Source organism: Lentzea sp. CA-135723 (assembly GCF_050936595.1).
Classification (GTDB): Bacteria; Actinomycetota; Actinomycetes; order Mycobacteriales; family Pseudonocardiaceae; genus Lentzea.
Genome location: NZ_JBNJMK010000001.1, coordinates 2,320,943 through 2,343,501, shown reverse-complemented (window position 1 = coordinate 2,343,501; position 22,559 = coordinate 2,320,943). Strand labels below are relative to the sequence as shown.

Sequence of the window (22,559 nt, the reverse complement as noted above, 5' to 3'; positions counted from 1 at the left end):
CATGGACCTGGGCACCGTGATCGCGGAACGCACGATCGAGGGCAAGGCTGCCGACGGATCACCGCTGGAGGTGGTGATCCGCTTCGGCACCCCGCGCCCCGATCCGTTGAGCGGCAACGGGGACTGGGAGTGTCCACATCAGATCGGCGCCGAGCCCGTGGACGCCGCGTACGGCGTGGACTCGGTCCAGGCGTTGCTGCTGAGCATCTACGCCGTCCGGATCAAGCTCTCCGAGAGCGGCGCCGGCACGGACTGGATGGGCATGCGCGACTTCGGCCTGACCGTCGCCCCGGTGATCAGCTAGCGAACACGGGGTAGTGGTCGGAGAAATCGGTGAAGGTGTACTTGCGCCCCCACGACCAGATCGACCACTCGGGACTCTTCACCCGCCGGGTCTCGTTGCGCAGCAACGGCCCCTGGACCGTCAGCACGTAGTCGAGGTGCTCTGAGGCGTACTCCGGCCCGTACTGGTCGCGGCAGACGCTGTTGTCCGCGCAGTCCCAGGAGAACGGGTGCCCGCCCACCTCGGGCGTCCGCGCCCCGAGCTCCGACACCATCCGCGGGAACTCGGCACCGGCCTTGATCACGTTCATGTCCCCGGCCACGTACACCGGCTCGGAGGCGGGGATGTTCCGCGCGGTCAGGAAAGCCCTGATCTCGGCCCGCTGCTTGACCCGGTAGCCCTCGGGCGCGCTGGTGCACGTCGAGTCCTCGGCCTGCATGTGGGTCCCGATGACGTGCACGGGCCCACCGGGAGACTCGATCCGCACGTACGCGAACCCCTTGTTGGAGAACCAGTCCGCGCCACAGGCGTCGCGGTACACGTGCTGCACGCGCGTGGTGATCGGCCACCGGCTGAGCACCGCCACCCCGCCGTCCTCCGGCGTCGAGTCGCTGTACGCGCCGGACGTCACGTCCCAGCCGGCCTTGGAGCGGCCCAGCACCGGCGTCTGGTGCGGGTAGGTGTCGCGCAGGTTCGCGAGCAGCCGGTCGGAGGCGGCGTTGTCGAATGCCTCCTGCACCACGACGACGTCCTGCCCGTTCAGCACCCCGGTGCTGTCGATCAGGTCGGCGCGGGCGACCTGGCCCCAGTTCGGGTACAGGTTCCGCGACAGCATGAACACGTTGTAGGTGGCGATCTTCAGTCCGGGTGCCGCGACCGCGGGTGCGGCCGAGATCGCGAGCACGACGGCGACGGCGAGCGTGATCAGGCGCATGAGGCCCGATGCTGACGGACGTGAATGTCTTTCACAACCGTCGAAACGGTACCCGATGGTGTCGTATCGATTAAGACTCAGCGCAGGCGGTCGAGGTCCGCGCCCGACTTGTCGACCAACGCGCGCATCGCCTCGTAGGCCGCTTCCGGTTCGCGTTGCCTGATCGCGTCCAGCACTTCGCGGTGCGACGGCACCGGGTCGTCCTCGACCGTGCCGTGCACGAGCTTGTCCCGTTCGGCCAGGCCGATCGCGATGATCCGCTCGACCTGGGTCAGGAACGTGTTGTGCGTGGCCGCCATGAGCAGCCGGTGGAACTCGAGGTCCGCCCGGACGGTCGCGGCGAGGTCGCGGGCCGACGCCATCCGGTCCAGCGCGCCGGCCAGTGCCTCGATGTCGGCGTCCGAGGCTCGTTCGGCGGCCAGGCGGGCGGCGGCGGGTTCGACGATCACGCGCATCTCGGTGAGTTCGCCGAAGAGGTTCTGGTCGGGGCCCGCCTGGGTCTGCCAGCGCATCACGTCGGTGTCGAGGAGGTTCCAGGACGAGCGCGGCTGCACGAACGTGCCGCGCTTCTGCCTGGCGTCGATCATGCCCTTGGCGGACAGGACCTTCAGGGCCTCGCGCAGCGCGGTCAGCGACACGTCCAGCTCCTCGCGCAGCGCCGGGAGGTCGAGGGTGTCGCCCTCGCCGATCTCGCCGGCGAGGATCCGGCCCGCCAGCGCCTCGACGGTCTGGCCGTGCACGCCACGAAGCCGCTTCTCGCTCATGCCCGCGATCATACGGCACATCATAAATTATGAATTATTCTTGACATGATCATGACCTGCGCGCAATCTGTCCGCCATGGACAGGCGTCACTTCCTCCGCGTCACCGCCGCCGCGGGAGCCGGGTTGCTGGTCAGCGGCACGGCTTCCTGCGCCACCTCGGCGTCCTCCGGCCCGGTCACCCAGGCCGCGGGCACGGCCACGATCCAGTCGAACCTCTCGGCGCCTGCTGCCAAAGCGGCGATCGACGCACTGGTGAAGGCGTTCAACGACAAGAAAGGCGCGCAGGCCTCGGTCAACACCGTCGCCTCCGAGACCTTCCGGACCCAGCTGCCGAGCTACCTCACCTCGGCCAACCCGCCCGACCTCTACACCTGGTACCCCGGAGCGCTGCTCAAGGGCTACGAGGAGAAGGGGCTGCTGCTCGACGTCAGCGACGTCTGGCAGACCATGGGCGACTACCCCCAGTCGTTCAAGACGTTGAGCGGCAAGGTGTTCGTGCCGACGACGTACTACTGGTGGGGCTTCTTCTACCGCAAGTCCAACTTCGCCAAGTGGGGCGTCACCCCGCCGAAGACGTGGACCGAGTTCGTCGACCTCTGCAAGGTGCTCCAGGGCAAGGGCGTGATCCCGCTCGGCATGGGCGCGGGCTCCGACTCGCCGTGGACGGCGTCGAGCTGGTTCGACTACTTCAACATCCGCATCAACGGCGCGCCGTTCCACCGGGAACTGCTGGCGGGCAAGCAGAAGTTCGACGACCCCAAGGTCAAGGCGATCTTCACGCCGTGGCGCGAGGTGCTGCCCTACACCGACCCCAACGGCACCGCGATCGGCTTCCAGGACGCCACCACGGCGATGTTGCAGGGCCGCACGGGCATGCTGCTCACCGGCGCGTTCTTCGCCGACGCGGCACCGAAGGACGCGATCGACGACATCGACTTCTTCCGGTTCCCGATCATCGACCCGAACGTGCCGCTGGCCGAGGAGGGCCCGACCGACGGGTTCTTCGCGAGCGCCAAGTCCCCGCACGTCAAGGAGCTCAAGGAGTTCCTGACGTACGCGGCGACGGCCGAGGGGCAGGAGGTCTACATCAAGGCCTCGTCCGGCACCGTGCTGCCGACGCACCCGAACGCCAAGGACTCCGGCACGCCCCTGGTCACGAAGGGCCGCCAGCACCTCAAGGAGGCCGCGGAGATCACCCAGTTCTTCAACCGCGACTCCAGCGACGCGCTGCAGCCCACCGCGGACGCGGCGCTGGTCAAGTTCCTCCAGCAGCCCGACCAGCTGGACTCCATCCTGACGACGTGGCAGAAGGCCGCCGAGCAGGTGTGGTCGAGCTGACATGACCAGGAGCTCCACCAGGGTCCCTCCGATCCTGCTGCTGTTCGTGCTCATCCCGTTGGTGGTGGAGGGGTTCTGGGTCTTCTGGCCCGCGATCCAGGGCTTCTGGCTCGCGCTGACGAACTGGGACGGCGTCTCGCCGCCCCAGTTCGTCGGGCTCGACAACTACGCCAGGATGATCGACGACCCGGTCTTCCACACCGCCGTCACGAACACCGCGATCTGGCTCGTGCTCTTCGGCGGCCTGTCCGCGGTCGGCGGCCTCGGGATGGCCGTGCTGCTGCAGAAGGAACGCCGCGGCGTCGGGATCTACCGCGCCGCGCTGTTCATCCCCGTCGTCTTCTCGCTCGTCGCGACGTCGTTGATCTGGCAGGTGCTCTACCAGCCGGGCGGGATCTTCGACAGCAGCCCCCTCGCCGACCCGGACACGGCGATCTACGCGGTCCTCGTGCCGGCGCTGTGGCGGCAGGTCGGGTACGTCATGGTGCTGTACTTGGCCGGTTTGAAGGGGATCGACCCCGGGCTGTACGAAGCGGCCACTTTGGACGGTGCCACGGCGTGGCAGAAGTTCCGGCACATCACCTGGCCGCAGCTGTCGAGCGTCAACTCGGTGGTGCTGTCGGTGATCGTGATCGACTCGCTGCGGTCGTTCGACGTGGTGTGGTCGATGACGCGCGGCGGCCCCTACCACTCGTCCGAGCTGCTCAGCACGTACATGTACTCGACCGCGTTCCAGTCGCTCAAGCTCGGCTACGCCTCCGCGCTCGCCGTGGTCATCTTCGTGCTGGCGTTCGGCGTGATCGTGACCTACCTCGTCCGCGCGTTCCGGGAGAACTGACATGTCCAGTCGCACTTCTGGCCGCGTCTTCCACGCCGTGGCGGGCACGATCTCCGTGCTCTGGTTGCTGCCGATCGTCGCCGTGCTCGTCACGGCGGTCCGCAGTTTCGACGACATCGCCGCCAACGGCCTGGCGTCCGTTCCCCAGTCGTTCACGCTCGCCGGGTTCGCCGACGCGTGGACGAACGGCGGCGCGGGCGCGATGTGGAACAGCGTCATCGTCACGATCCCGACGGTGTTCCTGTCGCTCGCGCTCGCCTCGGCGGCGGCGTACGCGCTCAGCCGCTTCGCGATCCCCGGCCGGCGCACGATCATCCTGCTGATGCTCGCGGGCAACCTGCTGCCGCCGCAGATCCTGCTGGTGCCGGTGTCGAAGCTGACCGAGGTGCTCGGCATCTACGACACGCTGTTCGCGTTGATCGTGGTGCAGGTCGGCTTCGGGCTCGGGTTCTACACGTTCGTGCTGCAGGGCTTCATGCGCGCGATGCCGAACGAGGTGCAGGAGGCCGCCACCATCGACGGCGCCGGTCCCGTGCAGATCTTCTGGCGGATCGTGCTGCCGATGACCAGGCCCGCGCTGGCGGCCCTCGCGGCGCTGGCGTTCACCTGGATCTTCAACGACCTGCTGTGGGCGATCACCGTGCTGCGGTCCTCGGCCGTGATGCCGGTGACCCCGGCGCTGCTCGCGTTGCAGGGTCAATATGTGTCCAACTGGAACGTGATCGCGGCCGGGTCGGTGATCGCGGCGGTCCCGACCGTGGCGGTGTTCCTGCGGTTCCAGCGGCACTTCATCTCCGGACTCGCGGTGGGAGCGGTGAAATGACCCGGTGGACCCAGGACCAATGGACACTGCGGATGGCCACCACGTCCTACACGGTGGCGATCGAACCTGGTGGACGCTGGGCCGAGCTGGTGGCGTGGGGGCCGCACGGGGTGGAGGTCGGTCCTTCGCCGTTGCAGAACCGCGGCGACATCCACTTCATCACCGAGGCCGACGCGGCGCCGATCGAGTACGCGCCGCGCGGCGAGCGGCCGTTCACCGGCGCCGACCTGGAGATCGACGGCGACTCGTGGCTGACGTTCGAGAGTGGGGCTGAAGCAGACGGCGTGCTGCGGCTTTCGTTCGTCGACGAGGTCGCCGGTCTGCGCGTTGTGCTCTGCTACCGGCCAGAAGCGGCGGTGGACGTGCTGTCGCGGTGGGTCGAGGTCACCAACCTGCGGGACGAGCCGCTTCGTCTCGCCAGGATCGGCTCGGCGGGTGTGTGCCTGCCCGTGCGGGAACCGCGGCTGTCGTTCCTGCACGGCGAGTGGGCTCGCGAGTTCCAGCTGGATCACGTGTCCCTGCCCGCGGGCGGGTTCCGAATCAGCAGCTCCTACGGCGTTCCCGGGCACAATCACGCGCCCTGGCTGTCCGTGGACGACACGTGGGGTGTCTCGCTGGCGTGGTCCGGTTCCTGGGAGATCACGGCCGAGGTCGAGCCTTCCGGGCTCACGCGCGTGCGTGCCGGGATGCTCGGCCCGGTCGTGGTCGGGCCGGGGGAGACGTTCGTGACGCCCGAACTGGCGTTGGCGTACTCGACCGATGATCTGTCGCGGGTCTGGCACGCCTACGACCGGCTGCGGTCCCGTCCGGCCCGCAAGCCCGTCCTCTACAACTCGTGGGAGGCCACGGGGTTCGAGGTCGACCTGCCCAAGCAGCTGGAGCTGGCGCGGATCGCCGCCGACCTGGGCGTCGAGCTGTTCGTGGTGGACGACGGCTGGTTCGTCGGCCGGCACGACGACACCGGCGGCCTTGGCGACTGGTACCCGGAGTCGCCGGACTTCGGCGCGTTCGTCGAGGAGGTCCGTTCTTCCGGCCTGGAGTTCGGGCTGTGGGTCGAACCGGAGTCGGTCAGCCCGAAGTCGCGGCTCTACGCCGAACACCCGGACTGGGTGTACAAGATGGACGGTCGCGAGCCCACGCTGATCCGCAACCAGATGCTGCTGAACCTGGGGCTGCCCGAGGTCTACGAGTTCGTGACCTCCACTTTGGACAGGCTGCTGACCGAGCACCGGATCAGCTACCTCAAGTGGGACATGAACCGCCCGGCCACGGAACGGTCCGGCGAGCTCGACGACGCGCACGTCCGCAACTACTGGCGGGTGCTGGAGCACCTGCGGTCACAGCACCCGCACGTGCTGGTCGAGGGCTGTGCGGGCGGTGGAGGCAGGACAGACCTCGCCACGACGGGCATGGTCGACGTGGTCTGGCCCAGCGACAACACCGCACCGCTCGACCGGTTGAAGATCCAGCAGGGGTTCCTGCACATGCACGCGCCGCACCTGATGTCGTCGTGGGTGACGGACGCGCCGGGCTTCTTCGACGCGCGCCCGCGTTCGCTGAAGTTCCGGTTCGTGCTCGCGATGGCCGGGGTGCTCGGCATCGGCGCGGACGTGCGGCACTGGTCGGCCGAGGAACGTTCGGAGGCCGCCGCGTTGATCGCCCGGTACAAGGACATCCGGGACGTGGTGCACGGCGGCGAGGTGCGGTTGCTCAACGACGCTGTGCAGTACAGCGCTCAGGACCAGGTCGTCGTGCTGGCGTGGAACACGGGATCGCTGACCGGGGTGCCGATGGTGCCCGGCCAGTCGTCACGGGTGCGGTTGCGCGACCTGACCGCCGAGTCCTACGTGGACGAGGACGGCCAGGTCTACTCGGCGGCGCACCTGACCCACGTCGGCGTCCCGTTCGACTGGACCGCCTCGAACGACGCCGACGTGGTGGTGCTCAGGCCTGCCTGATGAGGGCCTTGATCTCCTCGATGGGCGTGCGGGCGAGGGCCGACCCGACCCCGCACGCCACGGCTCCGGCGGCGAGCCAGTCCGGCACGTCTGCCGGGGCGACGCCGCCGGTGGGCACGAGCGGCGCGTGCGGCAGCACGGCCAGCACGTCCCTGACCCACTGCGGGGTGGGCGCGGGGAAGACCTTCACCGCGTCCGCACCGGCTTCGAGCGCCTGCACGACCTCGGAGACGGAGCCCGCACCCGGCAGCACCGCGGCGCCGTACCGGTGCCCGGCCCGGATCACGGCGGCGTCGAGGTTGGGCGCCACCAGGAACTGGGCCCCGGCGCGGACGGCGGCGACGGCGGAGGCCTCGTCGAGCACGGACCCGGCGCCGATGGTGGCGTCCGGGTAGTCGCTGCGGAGCTGCCGGATCGCCTCCAGCGCGCCGGGGTTCGTCAGCGGCAGCTCGAGCGACGTGATGCCCGCGTCCAGCAACGGAACGGCGGCCTGAACAGCGGAGGAGGTGTCGGCGGTGCGAATGATCGCGATGATGCCCTGCCGCACGACTGCCTGGGTGATCTCGTAGCGGTAGCTCACGGGCGTCAGCCTACTACACATAAATTACGAATTATTCTTGACCTGAGGGCGAGCAGGAGGGAGGCTCACGACCATGTCGGTTCGCAGAGTCGCGTTGGCAGTCGCCCTGATGTCCCTGGTGGCGACACCCGCATACGCAGGTGACGACCAGGGAGCGCCCACCTACTACGACAGCGGTGCGGCCAAGACGCCGTACATGGGTTGGAACACCTATTACGGCCTCGGCGCGCCCAGCGAGAAGGAGATCCGCGGCATCGCGGACTTCCTCGTGGGCAGCGGCATGCGCGACGCCGGCTACAAGATCGTGTGGATCGACGGCGGCTGGACCGCGCCGACCCCGCGCGACGCGCGCGGCAACCTCCAGGAGGACCCCGCGAAGTTCCCGAGCGGGCTGTCCACGCTGGTCCGCGACCTGCACGCCAAGGGGCTCAAGGCGGGCATCTACACCGACGCCGGGCCGTCTGACGGCAAGAACTGCGCGGCGGGCAGTGGCGGCTTCTACGAGAAGGACACCAAGCGGTTCGCCGACTGGAAGTTCGACGCCGTCAAGGTCGACTACCTGTGCGGCATCGCGGCGAACCTCAAGCCCGCCCAGGCGTACGCGGACTTCAGCAAGGCGTTGCGCAAAGCCGGGCGGCCGATGATCCTCAACATCTGCAACCCGGTCACCGACGAGTGGGGCGTCCCGCACACCCCCGACCAGACCGCGGACTTCTCCTACACGTTCGGGCCTTTGACCGGCGACTCCTGGCGCTCCAGCACCGACATCGCGTTCGGCACGCCGTACGAGGGCATCTGGCGCGACGTGCTGCGCAACATGGACCGCAACGCCGCGCACCCCGAGTCGAACGGCCCCGGCCGCTACAACGACCCGGACTACCTGATCCCGATGCGCAAGACGCAGCAGGGCACCTACGAGCTCAACGAGGAGGAGTCGACCTCGCAGTTCGTCATGTGGGCGCAGATGTCCTCGCCGTTGATCATCGGCTCGGACCCGCGCACGCTGCCCGCGTCGATGATCGCGACGTTGAAGAACCCGGAGATCCTCGCGGTCAACCAGGATCCTCTGGCCGTCCAGGGCGTCCGCGTCGCGTCGACCGGTGACACCGACGTGTACAGCAAGGTGTTGTCCCGCAAGGGCGAACGCTCCGTCGTGCTGCTGAACCGGCGTGACGTGCCCGCGGAGATGACCGTGCACCTCGCCGACGCGGGGCTGAAGGGTTCGGTGTCGGTGCGCGACCTGCGTGCCCGTGCCGACCGGGGCACCGTGACCGACTCCTACACCGTCACGGTCCCTGCGCACGGCACCGCGATGCTCAAGCTGCGCGGCACCGATCTCGTCCCCGGCGAGGCCGTCGGCTCCTCCGACGCCACCGCGTCGCCCGCCATCGCGCGGGTCGGTGACTCGGCGCTGGTCTTCGTTCGCGGGACCGGTGGTGAGCTGCGGATGCAGCGCGACGGCAGGTGGTCCTCGCTCGGCAAGGCGATCCAGGGCCAGCCCGCCGTCCGCACGGTCGGCACCGACGTCGAGGTCTCCGTTCGAGGTGTGGACGACCGGCTGTGGCAGCGCACGCTCCACAACGGACGGTGGGGTTCGTGGAAGTCGCTGGGCGGCAAGCTCACCGACGCGCCTTCCGTTGCCGCTGACGGCACGATCGTCGTTCGTGGCGAGGACGGCAAGGTGTGGAAGTACGCCGGTTCGTGGTCCTCGCTGGGTGCTCCTGGTGACACCCCGATCTACGGCAGGCCCAGCGTCGCCGGCGGTCAGGTCGCCGTCCGCACCGCCGCCGACAACGTCTGGGTGCGCCCGGTCGCGGGCGGCGAGTGGACGTCACTCGGAGGCGTGATCTCCGGCAGCCCCACGCTCGTCGAGTACGCCGACCGCGTCTACCTGTTCGCGCGGGCCAGCGACTACACCCTCTGGCAGATCAACTCCTCCGCGGGCGTGTGGGGCGGCTGGTTCAAGCGTTCGGAGTTCCCCAGCAACTCGCTCGTCGGCGCGGTCGGTGCTACTGCTGGTCCGGACGGCTCCGCGTGGACGGTCGTGCGCGGCCCGGACAACAAGGTCTACCGGCAGAAGCTCTAGGAGAACCTGCATGAAGCGCGCGGTGGTGTCAGGCGCGGCGGCCGGAATCGGCGCCGCCACGGCCCAGCACCTGACGGACAACGGCTACCAGGTCGTCGGCATCGACCTGCACGGCGACGTGGCCGTGCGGGGAGACGTCAGCGACCCTGCTGTGTGGCAGCGGGCCGTGGAGCTGTGCGAGGGCGAGGTGGACGCGTTGGTTTCCAACGCCTACACCGTCGTGGTGAAGCCGTTGGATCTCGCGACCCCTTCCGAGTGGGAACGGCAGCTCGCCGTGAACCTCGGCGGCGCCTTTTTGGGGTTGCGGGCGTGCCTGCCGTCGTTGCGGCGGCGCAAGGGGTCCGTCGTCCTGGTCTCGTCCGTGCACGCGCATTTCGGCATCCCCGGACACGGCGCCTACGCGGCCTCGAAGGGCGGGCTGGTCGCGCTGACCCGCCAGCTCGCCGTCGAGTACGCCCCGGACGTGCGCGTCAACGCGGTGCTGCCCGGTCCCGTGCTGACAGCGGCGTGGGACCGGGTCTCCGCCGAGGACCGGGAACGCAGTGCCCGAGCCACCCCGGCAGGCCGCCTCGGCGACCCGGCCGAGGTGGCCTCGGTGATCGGATTCCTCCTGTCTCCTGCGGCGTCGTTCGTGACGGGCGCGGAGCTTCTGGTCGACGGCGGCTGGTCCGCGGCAAAGGACTCTTCATGAAGGTGACGGCGGTCGAGACGTTCCTGGTCGAGCCCCGCTGGTTGTTCCTCAAGGTGAGCACGGACGAGGGGGTGACCGGCTGGGGCGAGCCGGTGGTGGAGGGCAGGGCGGAGACTGTCCGCGCCGCCGTCCACGAGCTGTCGGAGCTGGTCATCGGGCAGGACCCGTTGCGTGTCGAGGACATGTGGCAGGTGCTGCGCAAGGGTGGCTTCTACCGCGGTGGCCCGGTGCTGTCGTCCGCTCTCTCGGGCTACGACCACGCGTTCTGGGACATCGCGGGCAAAGCGCGCGGGTTACCGGTGCACGAGCTGCTCGGTGGGCCGGTGCGGGATCGGGTGCGGGCGTACTCGTGGGTCGGCGGTGACCGGCCGGACGGTGTGTTCGAGGCGGTGGCGCGGCAGGTCGCGGCGGGGTTCTCCGCGGTGAAGATGAATGCCACGGCCGAGATGCGGCCGATCGCCTCGCCCGCCGATGCCGAGGCCGTGTTGCTGCGGGCTCGCGAGGCGCGGGAGGCGTTGGGGCCGCAGGGAGATCTCGCCATCGACTTCCACGGGCGGGTGTCGCCCGCGATGGCGCGCCGGCTCGTGCGGATGCTCGAGGAAGTGCAGCCGATGTTCGTCGAGGAGCCGGTGCTGCCTGAGCTTCCGGCCGAGGTGCTGGCCTCGGTGGTCGCCGCTTCGACGGTGCCGATCGCCACGGGGGAGCGGTTGTTCTCGCGGTGGGAGTTCAAGCCCGTGCTGGAGGCCGGGGTCGCGGTCGTGCAGCCGGACCCGTCGCACGCGGGCGGTATCTCGGAGTTGCGGCGGATCGGGTCGCTCGCGGAGGTGTACGGGGCGTCGATCGCGCCGCACTGCCCGCTCGGGCCGATCTCGCTGGCGGCGTCGTTGCAGGTCGCGTTCACCACGCCGAACTTCCTGATCCAGGAGCAGAGCGCGGGCATGCACTACAACGGGACCGACCCGAACTACCTGGTGGACATGGCGCCGGTGCGGGTCGTGGACGGCTGGATGAGCCGCCCGACCGGGCCCGGGCTCGGGGTCGAGGTGGACGAGGCGGCGGTGCGGCGCGCGGCCGAGGTCGGGCACTCGTGGCGGTCGCCGGTCTGGCGGCACGACGACGGCTCGTTCGCCGAGTGGTGACAGCGGCTGCCAGCCCGTGCCAGTGAGGTGAGCGGAGGCTGTCAGGGCGGGGGGTGAACCTGGACGTGCCGTCAGGGAGGCGGCACGGACCAGGGGAGAAGCTTCATGCGCGTCACGATCATCGGTGCCGGACTCGGGGGCCTCACGCTCGCCCGCGTGCTGCACGTCCACGGCATCCCGTCCGTCGTCCACGAGGCGGAGGAGTCGCCGACGGCGCGGTCGCAGGGCGGCATGCTGGACATCCACGACTACAACGGGCAGATCGCCGTCGAGGCCGCCGGGCTGGTGGAGGAGTTCCACCGCCTGGTGCTGCCCGGCCGGCAGGCGATGCGGGTGCTGGAGAACGACGGCACGGTCCTGTTCGAGAAGGCCGACGACGGCAGCGGCGGACGTCCCGAGGTGCAGCGCGCCGACCTGCGGCAGATGCTGCTCGACTCGTTGCCCGCCGGCACCGTGCGGTGGGGGAGCAAGATCACGGATCCGTCCGTTGTGGACACCGACGTGCTCGTCGGCGCCGATGGTGCGTGGTCGCGGGTCAGGCCGTTGGTGTCGGATGCACGACCGGTGTACGCGGGGTCGGCGTTCATCGAGACCTTCATCCGCGACGCCGACACCAGGTTCCCGGCCACGGCCCGCGCGGTCGGTGGCGGGTCGCTCTTCGCGCCCGGCAAGGACTGCGGCATCTTCGCGCACCGCGAGGCGGGCGGCCTGCTGCACACCTACGTCGAGTTCAACCGGCCGCTGGAGTGGTTCGACACGTTCGACACCACCGACCCCGTCCAGGTCGCGGCGAACTTCGAGGGGTGGGCGCCGGAGCTGCGGTCGTTGATCCTCGACACCGACACCACGCCCGTCCTGCGCGCCCACCACGCCCTGCCGAACGACCACCGCTGGGAGCGCGTGCCAGGCGTGACGCTCGTCGGTGACGCCGCGCACCTGTTGCCGCCCAACGGTGAGGGCGCCAACCTCGCCATGCTCGACGGCGCCGAACTGGCGTTGGCACTGGCCTCCTCCTCCGACGTCGAGGCCGCGCTGGCGGTGTACGAGGAAGCGATGTTCGAGCGCGCGGCCAAGACCGCCGCCGACACCGAGGTGACGGTGCAGAGCCTGTTCGGCGACGACGCCCCGCAGAAGCTGCTGGACCTGCTCATCGACGCCTAGCCACAGCGAACAGGACCGACATGGCGGTCCTGTTCGGCGTTCCTTGCCTGACAGACATACGATCGTGCGCATGACGCAAGAAGACGGTGACCTGGACGGCCTCGTGCGCAAGCGGATCCGCGCTCTCCGCGTCGCCCAGGGCTGGTCCCTGGACGAGCTCGCCACCCGCGCGAAGCTCAGCCCGTCGTCGCTGAGCCGCATCGAGAACGGCCAGCGCCGCCTCGCCCTGGACCAGTTGGTCACGCTTGCCCGTGCGCTGGACACCTCGCTGGACCAACTCGTGGAGACCGACACCGACGACGTGATCGTCAGCCCGATGCTCGACGGCGCGCACGGCACCATGCGCTGGCCGATCAAGGCGGAGCCGGGCATGACCGTCATGCGCCAGCGGATGACCACCCCGCCGCCCGACAACCCGGCCTCGCTGCGCGCCCACTCCGGCCGCGAGTGGCTGGTCGTGCTGTCGGGCACGGCGGTGTTGCTGCTGGGCAACCGCCGGTTCCGGGTGGAGACCAACCAGGCGGCGGAGTTCCCGACGATGCTGCCGCACGCGATCGGCACGGCCGGGGGTCCGTGCGAGATCCTCGGCATCTTCGACCGGGAGGCGCGCCGGGGGCATCACGCCGACAAGCAGGCCGGGGCGAAGGCCTGATCTTGCGCGGGTGGCACCGGGCAAGCTGAGCTTCTTGCCGAATGCGCAAGGAGCCGTGCACGAGGCGCACGGCCGACCTACGTTGGTGGCATGAGCGAACACGGACACGGCCACGGCGGCGGGCATGGGCACGGCCACGGGCATGGGCATGGGCACGGGCATGGGCACGGGCACGGGCACGCTGACAGCGTTGATCAGGCGGAGGTCCTCGACCTCGACGCCGAGCTGCTGGCCACCCACACCGCGGACGTCATCGACCGCCTCCCGGTGACCACCCCGGCCCAGATCGTGGACCTCGGCGCGGGCACGGGCGCCGGCACGTTCGCCCTCCTGGCCCGCTACCCGGAGTCGCACCTGACCGCCGTCGACTCCTCCGTGGAGCACCTCCAACGCCTCCGTGCCAAGGCGGGCGAACGAGGCGTGTCCGACCGGGTCCACACCGTGCTGGCCGACCTCGACGCCGACTGGCCCGATCTCGGCACCCCGGACCTGATCTGGGCGTCGGCGTCGCTGCACCACATGGCGAACCCTGATCACACCCTCTCGCAACTGCACGAGGTTCTAGCACCGAACGGCGTCCTGGCCGTCGTCGAACTGGCGGGCATGCCCCAGTTCTTCCCGGACCAGGCCCCGGACGGCCACGACGAACGCCTCCCGCACCGCGGCGCCGACTGGGGCCCGAAGCTCGCCGAGGCGGGCTTCACCGTCGAGGACGAACGCACCATCACCGTCCACATCGAACGGTCGGCGGCCGTGGAACGCTACGCCCGCATCGTTCTGGGCAGGCAGCTCGCCCCGGAAGCGCTGGAAGCCGCCCTGAACCGCGACGACCTCGCCCTGCGCACCGAACGCACCGTCTGGACGGCCCGGAAGTGATCACCGACGGCTGACCAGGGCCGTCCGCAACGACTCCAGCGCGGCGGCCCGAGCCCCCACCAGCGAAGGCGATGCCACCGAAGCCTCTCTGAGCTCGACCTGACGCGGCGACCGCGCGTACTCGGCCCGGACGGCGGGCAGCAACGCAGGCCCCCACGACCCGCCGACCACGACCACCTCGGGATCGGTCAGCGTCACCAGTGCCGTCACGACACCGGCGATCGCGCGCGCCAGCACGTCGAAATCCGAGTCGAGCAGCCGCTGGACGTCGATCGCGGTCGACCCCGGCCGGCGCAGCCCGAGTTCGCCGAACACCTCGATGAACGGCGTCGCCCCGGACGGCCCGGCCGTGATCAGGTGCGAGATCTCGCCGGCCAGCCCGGAGCGTCCGCGCCGCACCTCGCCGTCCAGCACGACCGCGCATCCGAGGCCCTCGCCCAGGAACAGGTAGGCGAAGTCGTTCACCCCCAACGCGGCGTGCTCGGCCTGGGCCGCCCAGTTCACGTCGTTGTCGACCAGCACAGGCCCGTGCAACAACGGCGACAGCACCGCGACGGGGTCCAGTTCGCCCACCAGGAACGGCGAGTCGGGCAGCTGCACGAGGCGTCCGGTGGCCCGGTCGACGGGGTCGGCGGCGCTCACCGTGCAGAGCCGGACGTTGTGCGCCGCAACGGTTTCCGCCACCACCGAGGGCAACGCGGAGGCGACGTCGGCCGCGGCGGCGGGCTGGTGGGTGCGGCCGACGACGTCTCCGTGGGCGTCGACGCACTCGGCCGTCACGCCGTCCGGGGCGATCGTGACGACCAGGGCCACGCCGATGTCCTCGGCCAGGCCGTAGAACGAGCCGACCCTGCCCTTGCCGCGGCCGCCGCGGGTGCGTTCGCCGGTGTCGGCGACCAGACCGCTCTCGACCAGCCGCCGGACGCTCTCGCTCACGGTCGGCTTCGACAGACCGGTCTCGACCGCGAGTTCGGCGCGCGTCAGCTTGCGGGCGGACATCAACGTCCGCAGCACGTGCTCGTCGGAGATCGAGCGCAGCAGCTCCTGCGACGGCTTGGTCACGACGCCGGATTCTAGTTAGGGGTCTTGCCTACAACCTCGCGACACGCTTATCGTTCCAAGTTAGGAGGGTTTACTGGAAGGAGTTGCGATGCTGCCGAGCTGGGACACGACCCCCGCTGACCTGCCTGCCGCGATCAAGGAGATCAAGAAGGCCATCCGCGCCACCATCGAAGCGTCCGGCCGCACGGTCGAAGAGGTGTTCGCGGTCGTCGAGGAGCAGATCCGGCGCGAGGTCGACGACGTGAAGTCGGGCCAGGGCTGGCCGGTGCTCGACTACGCCGACATCGAGTCCGGCGCCGCCGACCCCGGCCTGGTCAAACGCCGAGGCTGCGTGGTCGTCCGCAACCACTTCGACCGCTCGCAGGCCCTCGCTTGGGACGCCTCCATCGTCGACTACGTCGAGTCCAACGACTTCTTCGCCCACTACCGCGGCCCCGGCGACGACTTCTTCGGCAGCGTCGGCTCGAAGCCAGAGATCTACCCGATCTACTGGTCACCGGCCCAGGCCGAGGCCCGCGCCCACCCGCGCATGGAGACGGTCCAACGCTTCCTCAACGGCCTCTGGCACCACGAGGGCTGGTTCGACCCGGCCACCGACGTCGGCTACCCGGACCGCATCCGCCGCCGCCCACCCGGCACGAACTCGAACGGCCTCGGCACCCACCTCGACCCCGGCACCCTCGACCTGTGGATGACCGCCGAGTACCAGCAGGCGTTCCGGCACCTCTTCAACGGCACGCCAGAGCAGTACGACCCCTGGGACGCCGCCCACCGCACCGCCGGCCCGCAGTACCCCGGCACCACCATGTGCTCGGTCTTCCGCACGTTCCAGGGCTGGACCGCGCTCTCCGACATGGCCCACGACCAGGGCGTGCTGCACACCGTCCCGATCCCCGGCGCGATGGCGTACCTGATGCTGCGCCCGCTGCTCGACGACGTCCCCGACGACGAGATGTGCGGCGTCACCGTCAACCAGGTCTTCCCGGTCAGCCGCAAGTACCACTCACTCCTGCTAGAGGCTCTAACGGGAATTCCAACCGTTAACGCCGGTGACAGCGTCTGGTGGCACTGCGACATGATCCACGGCGTCGCGCCTGTTCAGGGGCAGCAGGGCTGGGGCAACGTCATGTACATCCCCGCTGCACCCTCTTGCGAACGCAACACCCTCTATCAAAAGCAAATTCATCTAGCGCACGTGACAGGGTCTAGCCCCAGCGACTTCCCCGAAGAGCACTACGAACGCACCTGGCCCAACCGGTCACGGCCCGAAGAGCACGCGGAACACGGCGCCGTCGCCGGGTGAGGTGACGAGGTCGATGCGCCAGCCGTGGGCGGCGACGAGGGCGTCGACGATCGCGAGGCCCAGCCCGGTGCCGCCGGGGCCGCGGGCGGGGTCGGCGCGGTAGAAGCGTTCGAACGCTCGGGCGGCCTGGTCGGTGGTCATGCCGGGGCCTTGGTCGGCTACTTCGAGCGAGGTGGAGGTGAGGCGGACGTCGATCGGGGTGCCGGGTGGGGTGTGGATGAGGGCGTTGTGGAGGAGGTTGGTCAGGATCTGGCGGACTCGGGCCTCGTCCGCCTCGACGCGCACGGGGGCCGCGGGCAACGCCAACGAGACGAAACGGATCGTCTCGTTGGGGGGTGGCGGGGTGAGGTGGGCTGGGGCGGAGGAGGGCGGCGAGACGAGACGGATCGTCTCGTTGGACTTGGGTGGGGTGCGGGGGCTTGGGTCGGAGGCCTCGGGCGAGGTAAGGCGGCTTGCGTCGGAGGCCTCGGGTGGGGTGGCGCGGCTTGGGCCGGAGGCCTCGGGTGGGGTGGCGCGGCTTGGGTCGGCAGGTTTGGGCGGGGCGGGCCGGCTCGAGTCGGAGGGCTTGGGCGGGGTGGCGCGGCTTGGGCCGGAGGGCTCGGGTGGGGTAATGCAGCTTGGGTCGGCAAGTTCGGGCGGGGCGGGCCAGCCCGTCTCGGAGGGCTCGGGTGGGGTAGTGCGGCTTGGGCCAGAGGGCTCGGGTGGAGTGGCGCGGCTTGCCTCGGAGGGCTTGGGCGGGGTGGCGCGGCTTGGGTCGTGTGGCTTGGGCTGGGTGAGTTGGCTGGTGCCGGGAGGCGTTGGCGAGACGAGACGGATCGTCTCGTTGGGCCGTGCCTCCGCCACCGCGTCGGCCACCGCGTTGGGCCGTGTCTCCGCCACCGCGTCGGTCACCGCGTTGGTCACCGTGTCGGTCACCACTACGACCAGGTCGACCTCCGACAGGGTCAGCGGCTGGTCCGAGTCGAGGCGGGCGAGTTGCAGCAGGTCGTCCACCAGGACGCCCATGCGGGTGGCGTGGTCCTCGATTCGGCGTAGTACCTCCGCGGCGGAGGAGGCCGCGCCCTGGCGGTACAGCTCTGCGTAGCCGCGGATCGAGGTCAGCGGGGTGCGCAGTTCGTGTGAGGCGTCGGCGACGAACTCGCGCATCCGCTTCTCCGAGGAGACTCGGGCGGCGAAGGCCGACTCGATTTGGCCGAGCATCGTGTTCAGCGCCGCGGCCAGCCTGCCCACCTCCGAGCCTGGGCGGCGGACCGGGACTCGGCGCGAGAGGTCGCCTGCCGCTATCTCGCCGGCTACCTGCTCCACCTCCTCCAGGGCTCTGGTCGAGGCTCTGACCAGCGCGTAGCCGGCCATGCCCACCAGGATCAGGGCGCCGAGCGAGATCAGCAGGAACGCCAGGCGCAGGTCGTCCACGGCTCGGTCCACTTCGGACTGGTCGGCGAACGCGATCAGTTCGGTGCCGTCCAGGTCGCGCATCACCACCCGGTGGGTTCCCGCGGTCACGTGTTCGCCGGCGACGAGGGCGCCGAACTCCGGCAGGCCCGCGAACGGGGTGCCGGAGATGACGCCGGACGCGTCGCGGACGATCACGTTCTCTCGCAGGGGGAACGCGCGGGGTGCCGAGACCACGCGGTCCAGGCGGGCGTCCACCTGGCCCAGGAGGTAGCGCTCCATCACCGTGGAACCGATCAGCCACGTGCCGAACAGGCCCGCGGCTGCCAGGGCTACGAGCACGACCACCAGGCGCACGCGCAACGTCATGGGCGGATCATGTACCCCAGGCCGCGGACCGTGTGGATCAGGCGTGGACCCGAGGAGTCGACCTTGCGGCGCAGGTACGAGATGTACGACTCGACGACGCCCACGTCGCCGTCGAAGTCGTGCGACCACACCTGGTCCAGGATCTGGGCCTTGGACAGGACGCGGCCGCTGTTGCGCATCAGGTAGTGGAGCAGGCGGAACTCGGTTGGCGACAGCTCCACCACCCGCACCCCTCGGCGGACGACGTGGCTGTCGACGTCCAACGAGAGGTCGCCGCACGTCAGCAGTTCGGGGGCGCCGGGGCGGGTGCGGCGGAGCACCGCCGTTACGCGGGCGATCACCTCTTCCAGGCTGAACGGCTTGGTGATGTAGCCGTCGCCGCCGATCGTCAGGCCGGTGACGCGGTCGTCCGGGCTGTCTCGGGCGGTCAGGTAGAGCACCGGCACGCGGACACCGTCCGAACGCAGGCGGCGGACCACCTCGAAGCCGTCCCGGTCGGGGAGCATCACGTCCAGCAGGACCAGGTCCGGGAGGTCGGACCTGGCTGCTGTCAGGGCTTCGGAGCCGGTCGCCGCGCTCGCCACGGTGAACCCCGCGAACCGCAGGCTGGCGCACAGCAGTTCGCGGATGCTGGGTTCGTCCTCGACGACGAGCAACCGGCCCCGTTCCACCCGGGAATCCTGCATCAGCCGGTGGCCGGCCGCTGGGTGATCGTCTGGCCGTTCACCGTGCCGTCGGAGCCCGCCTGGCCCTGCACGACCACCTGCTGACCGGCCTTCAGGTCGGTGAGCTTGCCCTCGGAGGAGATCTCCACCTTCGTGGAGTCCGAAGTGGACACCTTGACGACCTGGCCGTTCTGCGTCTTCACGTAGACCGTGGTGCCGTCGACGTGGTCGATGGTGCCGATCGTGCCGCGCCCGAACTGCCCACCTTGTCGGTTGGTACCGGACGGGGGAGTGCCGCCGCCGGGGAACTGGCGTCCGGCCGCGTTCTGGCGGGTCGGGGTTTCGCTGGCGCCGAACGACTTCTGCACGAACACGCCGCCTACGAACGCCACGATCGCGAGGACGGCCACGCCGAGGATCATCGTGGTCTTGCCGACGCCCGCTTTGCGTTCCTTCAGTTCGGCGGAGAGGTCGTTCTCCAGCGGCTGGTCTAGTGGATTGGACACGTCAAGAACTCCTCATTCGTGCCGGAGAGCTTCGATGGGACGGAGCTTCGCCGCTCGGGACGCGGGGTAGCTGCCGAAGAACAGGCCGATCAACGCCGACACGGCGAACGCCAAGAGCACGGACGACGGCACGATCACGGGCTGGATGCCGGCGATGGTGAACTGGCTGCCGACCACCCCGGCCGCCACCCCCAGGAAGCCGCCGAACAGGCTCAGCAGCGTCGCCTCGATCAGGAACTGGCCGAGGATCGAGGAACGGGGTGCGCCCACGGCCTTGCGGATGCCGATCTCGCGGATCCGCTCGGTGACGGTGACCAGCATGATGTTCGTGATGCCGATCCCGCCCACCAGCAACGAGATCGCCGCCACGGACGCCAGCAGCACGGTGAACGTCTCGGTCGTGGCGGTGCGGGCGGTCAGGAGCTGGTCCTGGCTGAGGATCCGGTAGTCCGCCGTGTCGGTGACCTTGTGCCGGCCGTTCAGCACGGTCGTCACCTGGGCCTGGGCGTTCGGCAACGCGTCCGCGGACTGCGCCTGCACCACGATCTGGGTCAGGCTGCCGTAACCGGTCAGCGCGTTCTGCGTGGTGGACAGGGGTGCGACCGCGATGTCGTCGGCGTCCTGCAGGCCGCTGGAACCCTTGGCCGCCAGCACACCCACCACGGTGAACGGGATGTTGTTGACCAGCACGGACTTGCCGACCGGGTCGGTGCCGGGGAAGAGCTGCGTCGCGACGGTCGAGCCGATCACCACGACCTTGCGCGCCTGCTGGACATCGTTGGCGGAGAACAGGTTCCCGGAGGCGACGGCGCTGTTGGTGGTGGCGAAGTACTGAGGGTCGGAGCCGATGAACTGGCCCACGTCGTGGGTCGTGTCGCCGTACGCGGCCGTGGCCTGCGCGGAGACGACCGGCGAGGCGTACTTGACGTCGGGGGAGTCCGGGCCGACCAGGGCGGCCGCGTCGGCCGTGGTCAGCGGCTTCGCGGTGCCGCCGGGCTGGGCGCGTTGCGGGCTGATCGTCAGGATGTTCGTGCCGAGTCCCGAAATGCTCTGCTCCACCGCGCTCGACGCGCCGTTGCCGACCGCGATCAGCATGATCACCGACGCGACGCCGATCAGGATGCCGAGAGTGGTGAGGCCGGACCGCATCTTGTTGGCGGTCAGGCCGCGCACGGCGAACGCGGCGATCTCGAAGATCCTCACACCAGCACCCCCGCGACCCTGCCGTCGACGACGCGGACCGTGCGCATGGCGTGCGCGGCGACCTCGTCCTCGTGCGTGATCAGCACGACCGTCCGACCGCTCGCGTTGAGGCGGTCGAGGATGCCGAGGACCTCGCGACTCGACTCGGTGTCCAGGTTGCCGGTCGGCTCGTCCGCCAGCACGATCGCCGGTGAGGTGACGAGAGCCCGCGCGATCGCCACACGTTGTTGCTGGCCACCGGAAAGCTCGTTCGGCCGGTGGTGCACGCGGTCCTTCAAGCCCACGAGATCGAGCGCCGCCAGCGCCCGCTCGCGACGTTGGGCACGCCGAACTCCCGCGTACACCAGCGGGAGCTCGACGTTCGCGAGTGCCGTAGTGCGCGGCACCAAGTTGAACGACTGGAAGACGAACCCGATCTTCCTGTTGCGCAGCAACGAGAGCTGCTCCTCGTCGAACTCGCCCGTGTCGATCCCGTCCAGCAGGTACTGGCCGGAGGACGCGATGTCGAGGCACCCGAGGATGTTCAGCAACGTCGACTTGCCCGACCCCGACGCGCCCATGATCGCGAGGTACTCGCCCTTCTCGACGGTCAGGTCGAGACCCCGCAACGCGTGCACGGCCGTGTCACCCGCGCCGTAGGTCTTGCGGAGGTTCCGGACCTCGATGACCGGGCTCATCGACCGGTCCCGGTGAACCCGCCGCCGTTGCGGTTGCCGCCACCGGTGCCGGGGAACTGACCGGTGCCCTGCTGTTGGCGGTTCGTGCTGTTGTTAGAGGTACTAACTTGCGGGAGAACCACTTCCTCACCCGCCGTCAGCCCCGACTTGATCTCCACGTACTGGTCGCCGCGCACCCCGATCTCGACGGTCTTGCGCGTCTCGGCACCGTTCTCCAGCACCGCCACCGAGCTCGCGCCGTTCACCGTCTGCACGGCCGCGGCGGGGACGGCCAGCACACCGGTCGCGGACGCGACGGTCACCTCGACGCTCGCCGACTGCCCCGGCTTCAGCTCGGCGGGCGGTTGCGTCAGAGCGAGGCTCACGCCGTACTGCACGACGTTGTTCGCGGTGGTGGGGGTCAGGTCGACGGTCGTGACCTTGGCCTGGATCGGCGTGCCCGCCATCGCGTTCACCGTGACGGTCGCGGTCTGGTCGGCCTTGAGCTTGCTGACGTCGGACTCGGAGACGTTCGCCTTCACCACGAGGTTCTTCAGGTCCGTGACGACCACGAACCCGGACGCGCTGGTGGTGGCGCTGGACGTCGAACCCGTGGAGGTGGAGCCGGTGCTGCTGCTGCCCGAGGAACTGCCGACCTTCTGCCCGATCGCTCCCGTGACGGACGTGATCGTGCCGTCACCGGGCGCCGTGAGCACGGTCGCGGCGAGGTTGTCCTTGGCCTGCTGCAAAGCGAGCTGCGTCTGCCGGTAGGCCGTCAGCAACGCGTTGGTGCCCGTGCCCTTCTCCAGGGCCGCGTTCAGGTTGCCCTGCGCGATGTCGACCTGCCACTGCGCCTGCGTCGGGTCGAGCTTCGCGAGCTGCTGGCCCTTGGTCACCACGTCGCCGACCTTGACGTTGATCTCGGTGACCGTGCCGCTCGCACCGAACGAGGCCGCGGCGCTGTAGGAGCTCTGGACGGTTCCGGACGCCGTCACCACCTCGCTGACGTCGCGGTTCGCGGCAGCGGCCGTGCGGGTGGAGGTGGCGGACTGGGCACTGCCGGAGGAACCGAAGAACACCAGGTAACCGGCCACACCGGCACCGAGGAGCACCACCACCAGCAGTCCGTTGATCACCAAGGATCTGCGACGTCGAGTCATGGCTCGGGATCGTCGTCCGCCAAGCTGTGTCGGGGCTGCGAGTTTCCTGGCAACGAGCTGAAGATCAGCCTGACCGTTTTCACCCGAATGAGCCCCTTGTTGCTTTTCGAGCAACCCCT

General features: G+C 69.7%; 22 protein-coding genes. 12 read left to right on the top strand and 10 right to left on the bottom strand.

Features of this window, described 5'->3' with window-relative positions; all coding sequences use genetic code 11:
- Position 1 precedes the first annotated feature (1 nt).
- Entirely contained in the window at positions 2–304 is a 303-nt protein-coding gene (locus ACQEU1_RS09645) for a DUF6968 family protein (protein ID WP_433198473.1), read from the top strand.
- Here the strand turns inward: ACQEU1_RS09645 and sph are convergent.
- Together sph and ACQEU1_RS09635 are read right to left on the bottom strand one after the other, a co-directional pair.
- Positions 297–1,217 (bottom strand): sphingomyelin phosphodiesterase, encoded by a 921-nt coding sequence (gene sph, locus ACQEU1_RS09640; RefSeq protein WP_433198471.1) that lies wholly within the window; start codon positions 1,215–1,217, stop codon positions 297–299. The genes ACQEU1_RS09645 and sph overlap by 8 nt on opposite strands.
- A 77-nt stretch (positions 1,218–1,294) precedes the next feature.
- Entirely contained in the window at positions 1,295–1,981 is a 687-nt protein-coding gene (locus ACQEU1_RS09635; protein ID WP_433198469.1) for a FadR/GntR family transcriptional regulator, read from the bottom strand.
- A 76-nt stretch (positions 1,982–2,057) separates the two neighbouring features.
- Here ACQEU1_RS09635 and ACQEU1_RS09630 point away from each other — a divergent pair, with 76 nt between their 5' ends.
- Genes ACQEU1_RS09630 through ACQEU1_RS09615 form a run of 4 tightly spaced genes read left to right on the top strand, consistent with a single transcriptional unit; the run spans position 2,058 to position 6,939 of the window.
- Positions 2,058–3,320 carry an ABC transporter substrate-binding protein gene (locus ACQEU1_RS09630; protein ID WP_382444841.1) on the top strand — a complete coding sequence of 421 codons (1,263 nt, stop codon included), beginning with the start codon at positions 2,058–2,060 and terminating at the stop codon, positions 3,318–3,320.
- Position 3,321: 1 nt separating this feature from the next.
- Positions 3,322–4,158: a carbohydrate ABC transporter permease gene (locus tag ACQEU1_RS09625; RefSeq protein ID WP_433198466.1), complete on the top strand. Its 837-nt coding sequence runs from the start codon at positions 3,322–3,324 to the stop codon at positions 4,156–4,158.
- Between the two features lies 1 nt (position 4,159).
- Complete coding sequence (locus tag ACQEU1_RS09620; RefSeq protein WP_433198464.1) at positions 4,160–4,981, top strand: carbohydrate ABC transporter permease; 822 nt, start codon at positions 4,160–4,162, stop codon at positions 4,979–4,981.
- A complete protein-coding gene (locus tag ACQEU1_RS09615) occupies positions 4,978–6,939 on the top strand; it encodes an alpha-galactosidase (RefSeq protein ID WP_433198462.1) in 1,962 nt (653 codons plus the stop codon). Before ACQEU1_RS09620 ends, ACQEU1_RS09615 begins: the two co-directional genes overlap by 4 nt.
- On the opposite strand, the gene ACQEU1_RS09610 is transcribed toward ACQEU1_RS09615, so the two are convergent.
- Positions 6,926–7,519 carry a bifunctional 4-hydroxy-2-oxoglutarate aldolase/2-dehydro-3-deoxy-phosphogluconate aldolase gene (locus ACQEU1_RS09610; RefSeq protein WP_433198460.1) on the bottom strand — a complete coding sequence of 198 codons (594 nt, stop codon included), beginning with the start codon at positions 7,517–7,519 and terminating at the stop codon, positions 6,926–6,928. The genes ACQEU1_RS09615 and ACQEU1_RS09610 overlap by 14 nt on opposite strands.
- 73 nt (positions 7,520–7,592) lie before the next feature.
- Between ACQEU1_RS09610 and ACQEU1_RS09605 the strand changes: the two genes are divergently transcribed.
- The 6 genes from ACQEU1_RS09605 (at position 7,593) to ACQEU1_RS09580 (ending at position 14,124) form a co-directional block, all read left to right on the top strand.
- Complete coding sequence (locus tag ACQEU1_RS09605; protein WP_433198458.1) at positions 7,593–9,605, top strand: hypothetical protein; 2,013 nt, start codon at positions 7,593–7,595, stop codon at positions 9,603–9,605.
- A gap of 10 nt (positions 9,606–9,615) precedes the next feature.
- Positions 9,616–10,296 (top strand): SDR family NAD(P)-dependent oxidoreductase, encoded by a 681-nt coding sequence (locus tag ACQEU1_RS09600; protein ID WP_433198456.1) that lies wholly within the window; start codon positions 9,616–9,618, stop codon positions 10,294–10,296.
- The gene (gene dgoD / locus ACQEU1_RS09595) at positions 10,293–11,435 is read left to right on the top strand and encodes a galactonate dehydratase (RefSeq protein WP_433198454.1); all 1,143 of its coding nucleotides are present in this window, start codon (positions 10,293–10,295) and stop codon (positions 11,433–11,435) included. The genes ACQEU1_RS09600 and dgoD overlap by 4 nt, the downstream gene beginning before the upstream one ends.
- Positions 11,436–11,540: 105 nt before the next feature.
- Positions 11,541–12,596, top strand: a complete 1,056-nt coding sequence (locus ACQEU1_RS09590) for an FAD-dependent oxidoreductase (RefSeq protein WP_433198452.1) — start codon at positions 11,541–11,543, stop codon at positions 12,594–12,596.
- A gap of 70 nt (positions 12,597–12,666) precedes the next feature.
- Positions 12,667–13,248: a helix-turn-helix domain-containing protein gene (locus ACQEU1_RS09585; protein ID WP_433198450.1), complete on the top strand. Its 582-nt coding sequence runs from the start codon at positions 12,667–12,669 to the stop codon at positions 13,246–13,248.
- A gap of 90 nt (positions 13,249–13,338) precedes the next feature.
- Entirely contained in the window at positions 13,339–14,124 is a 786-nt protein-coding gene (locus tag ACQEU1_RS09580) for a class I SAM-dependent methyltransferase (RefSeq protein ID WP_433198448.1), read from the top strand.
- On the opposite strand, the gene ACQEU1_RS09575 is transcribed toward ACQEU1_RS09580, so the two are convergent.
- Positions 14,125–15,186 (bottom strand): ROK family transcriptional regulator, encoded by a 1,062-nt coding sequence (locus ACQEU1_RS09575; RefSeq protein ID WP_433198446.1) that lies wholly within the window; start codon positions 15,184–15,186, stop codon positions 14,125–14,127.
- An 88-nt stretch (positions 15,187–15,274) separates the two neighbouring features.
- On the opposite strand from ACQEU1_RS09575, the gene ACQEU1_RS09570 reads away from it, so the two are divergent.
- The gene (locus ACQEU1_RS09570) at positions 15,275–16,489 is read left to right on the top strand and encodes a YbiU family protein (protein WP_433198444.1); all 1,215 of its coding nucleotides are present in this window, start codon (positions 15,275–15,277) and stop codon (positions 16,487–16,489) included.
- Here ACQEU1_RS09570 and ACQEU1_RS09565 read toward each other — a convergent pair.
- Genes ACQEU1_RS09565 through ACQEU1_RS09540 form a run of 6 tightly spaced genes read right to left on the bottom strand, consistent with a single transcriptional unit; the run spans position 16,445 to position 22,440 of the window.
- Positions 16,445–18,250 carry an ATP-binding protein gene (locus ACQEU1_RS09565; protein ID WP_433198442.1) on the bottom strand — a complete coding sequence of 602 codons (1,806 nt, stop codon included), beginning with the start codon at positions 18,248–18,250 and terminating at the stop codon, positions 16,445–16,447. The two genes, ACQEU1_RS09570 and ACQEU1_RS09565, sit on opposite strands and share 45 nt — an antisense overlap.
- Entirely contained in the window at positions 18,247–18,936 is a 690-nt protein-coding gene (locus ACQEU1_RS09560) for a response regulator transcription factor (RefSeq protein ID WP_433198440.1), read from the bottom strand. Before ACQEU1_RS09560 ends, ACQEU1_RS09565 begins: the two co-directional genes overlap by 4 nt.
- Positions 18,936–19,421 carry a hypothetical protein gene (locus ACQEU1_RS09555; protein ID WP_433198438.1) on the bottom strand — a complete coding sequence of 162 codons (486 nt, stop codon included), beginning with the start codon at positions 19,419–19,421 and terminating at the stop codon, positions 18,936–18,938. The genes ACQEU1_RS09560 and ACQEU1_RS09555 overlap by 1 nt, the downstream gene beginning before the upstream one ends.
- A 12-nt stretch (positions 19,422–19,433) precedes the next feature.
- Complete coding sequence (locus ACQEU1_RS09550) at positions 19,434–20,624, bottom strand: ABC transporter permease (RefSeq protein WP_433198436.1); 1,191 nt, start codon at positions 20,622–20,624, stop codon at positions 19,434–19,436.
- The gene (locus ACQEU1_RS09545; protein WP_433198434.1) at positions 20,621–21,301 is read right to left on the bottom strand and encodes an ABC transporter ATP-binding protein; all 681 of its coding nucleotides are present in this window, start codon (positions 21,299–21,301) and stop codon (positions 20,621–20,623) included. Before ACQEU1_RS09545 ends, ACQEU1_RS09550 begins: the two co-directional genes overlap by 4 nt.
- Complete coding sequence (locus ACQEU1_RS09540) at positions 21,298–22,440, bottom strand: efflux RND transporter periplasmic adaptor subunit (protein ID WP_433198432.1); 1,143 nt, start codon at positions 22,438–22,440, stop codon at positions 21,298–21,300. The genes ACQEU1_RS09545 and ACQEU1_RS09540 overlap by 4 nt, the downstream gene beginning before the upstream one ends.
- Between the last annotated feature and the right edge of the window lie 119 nt (positions 22,441–22,559).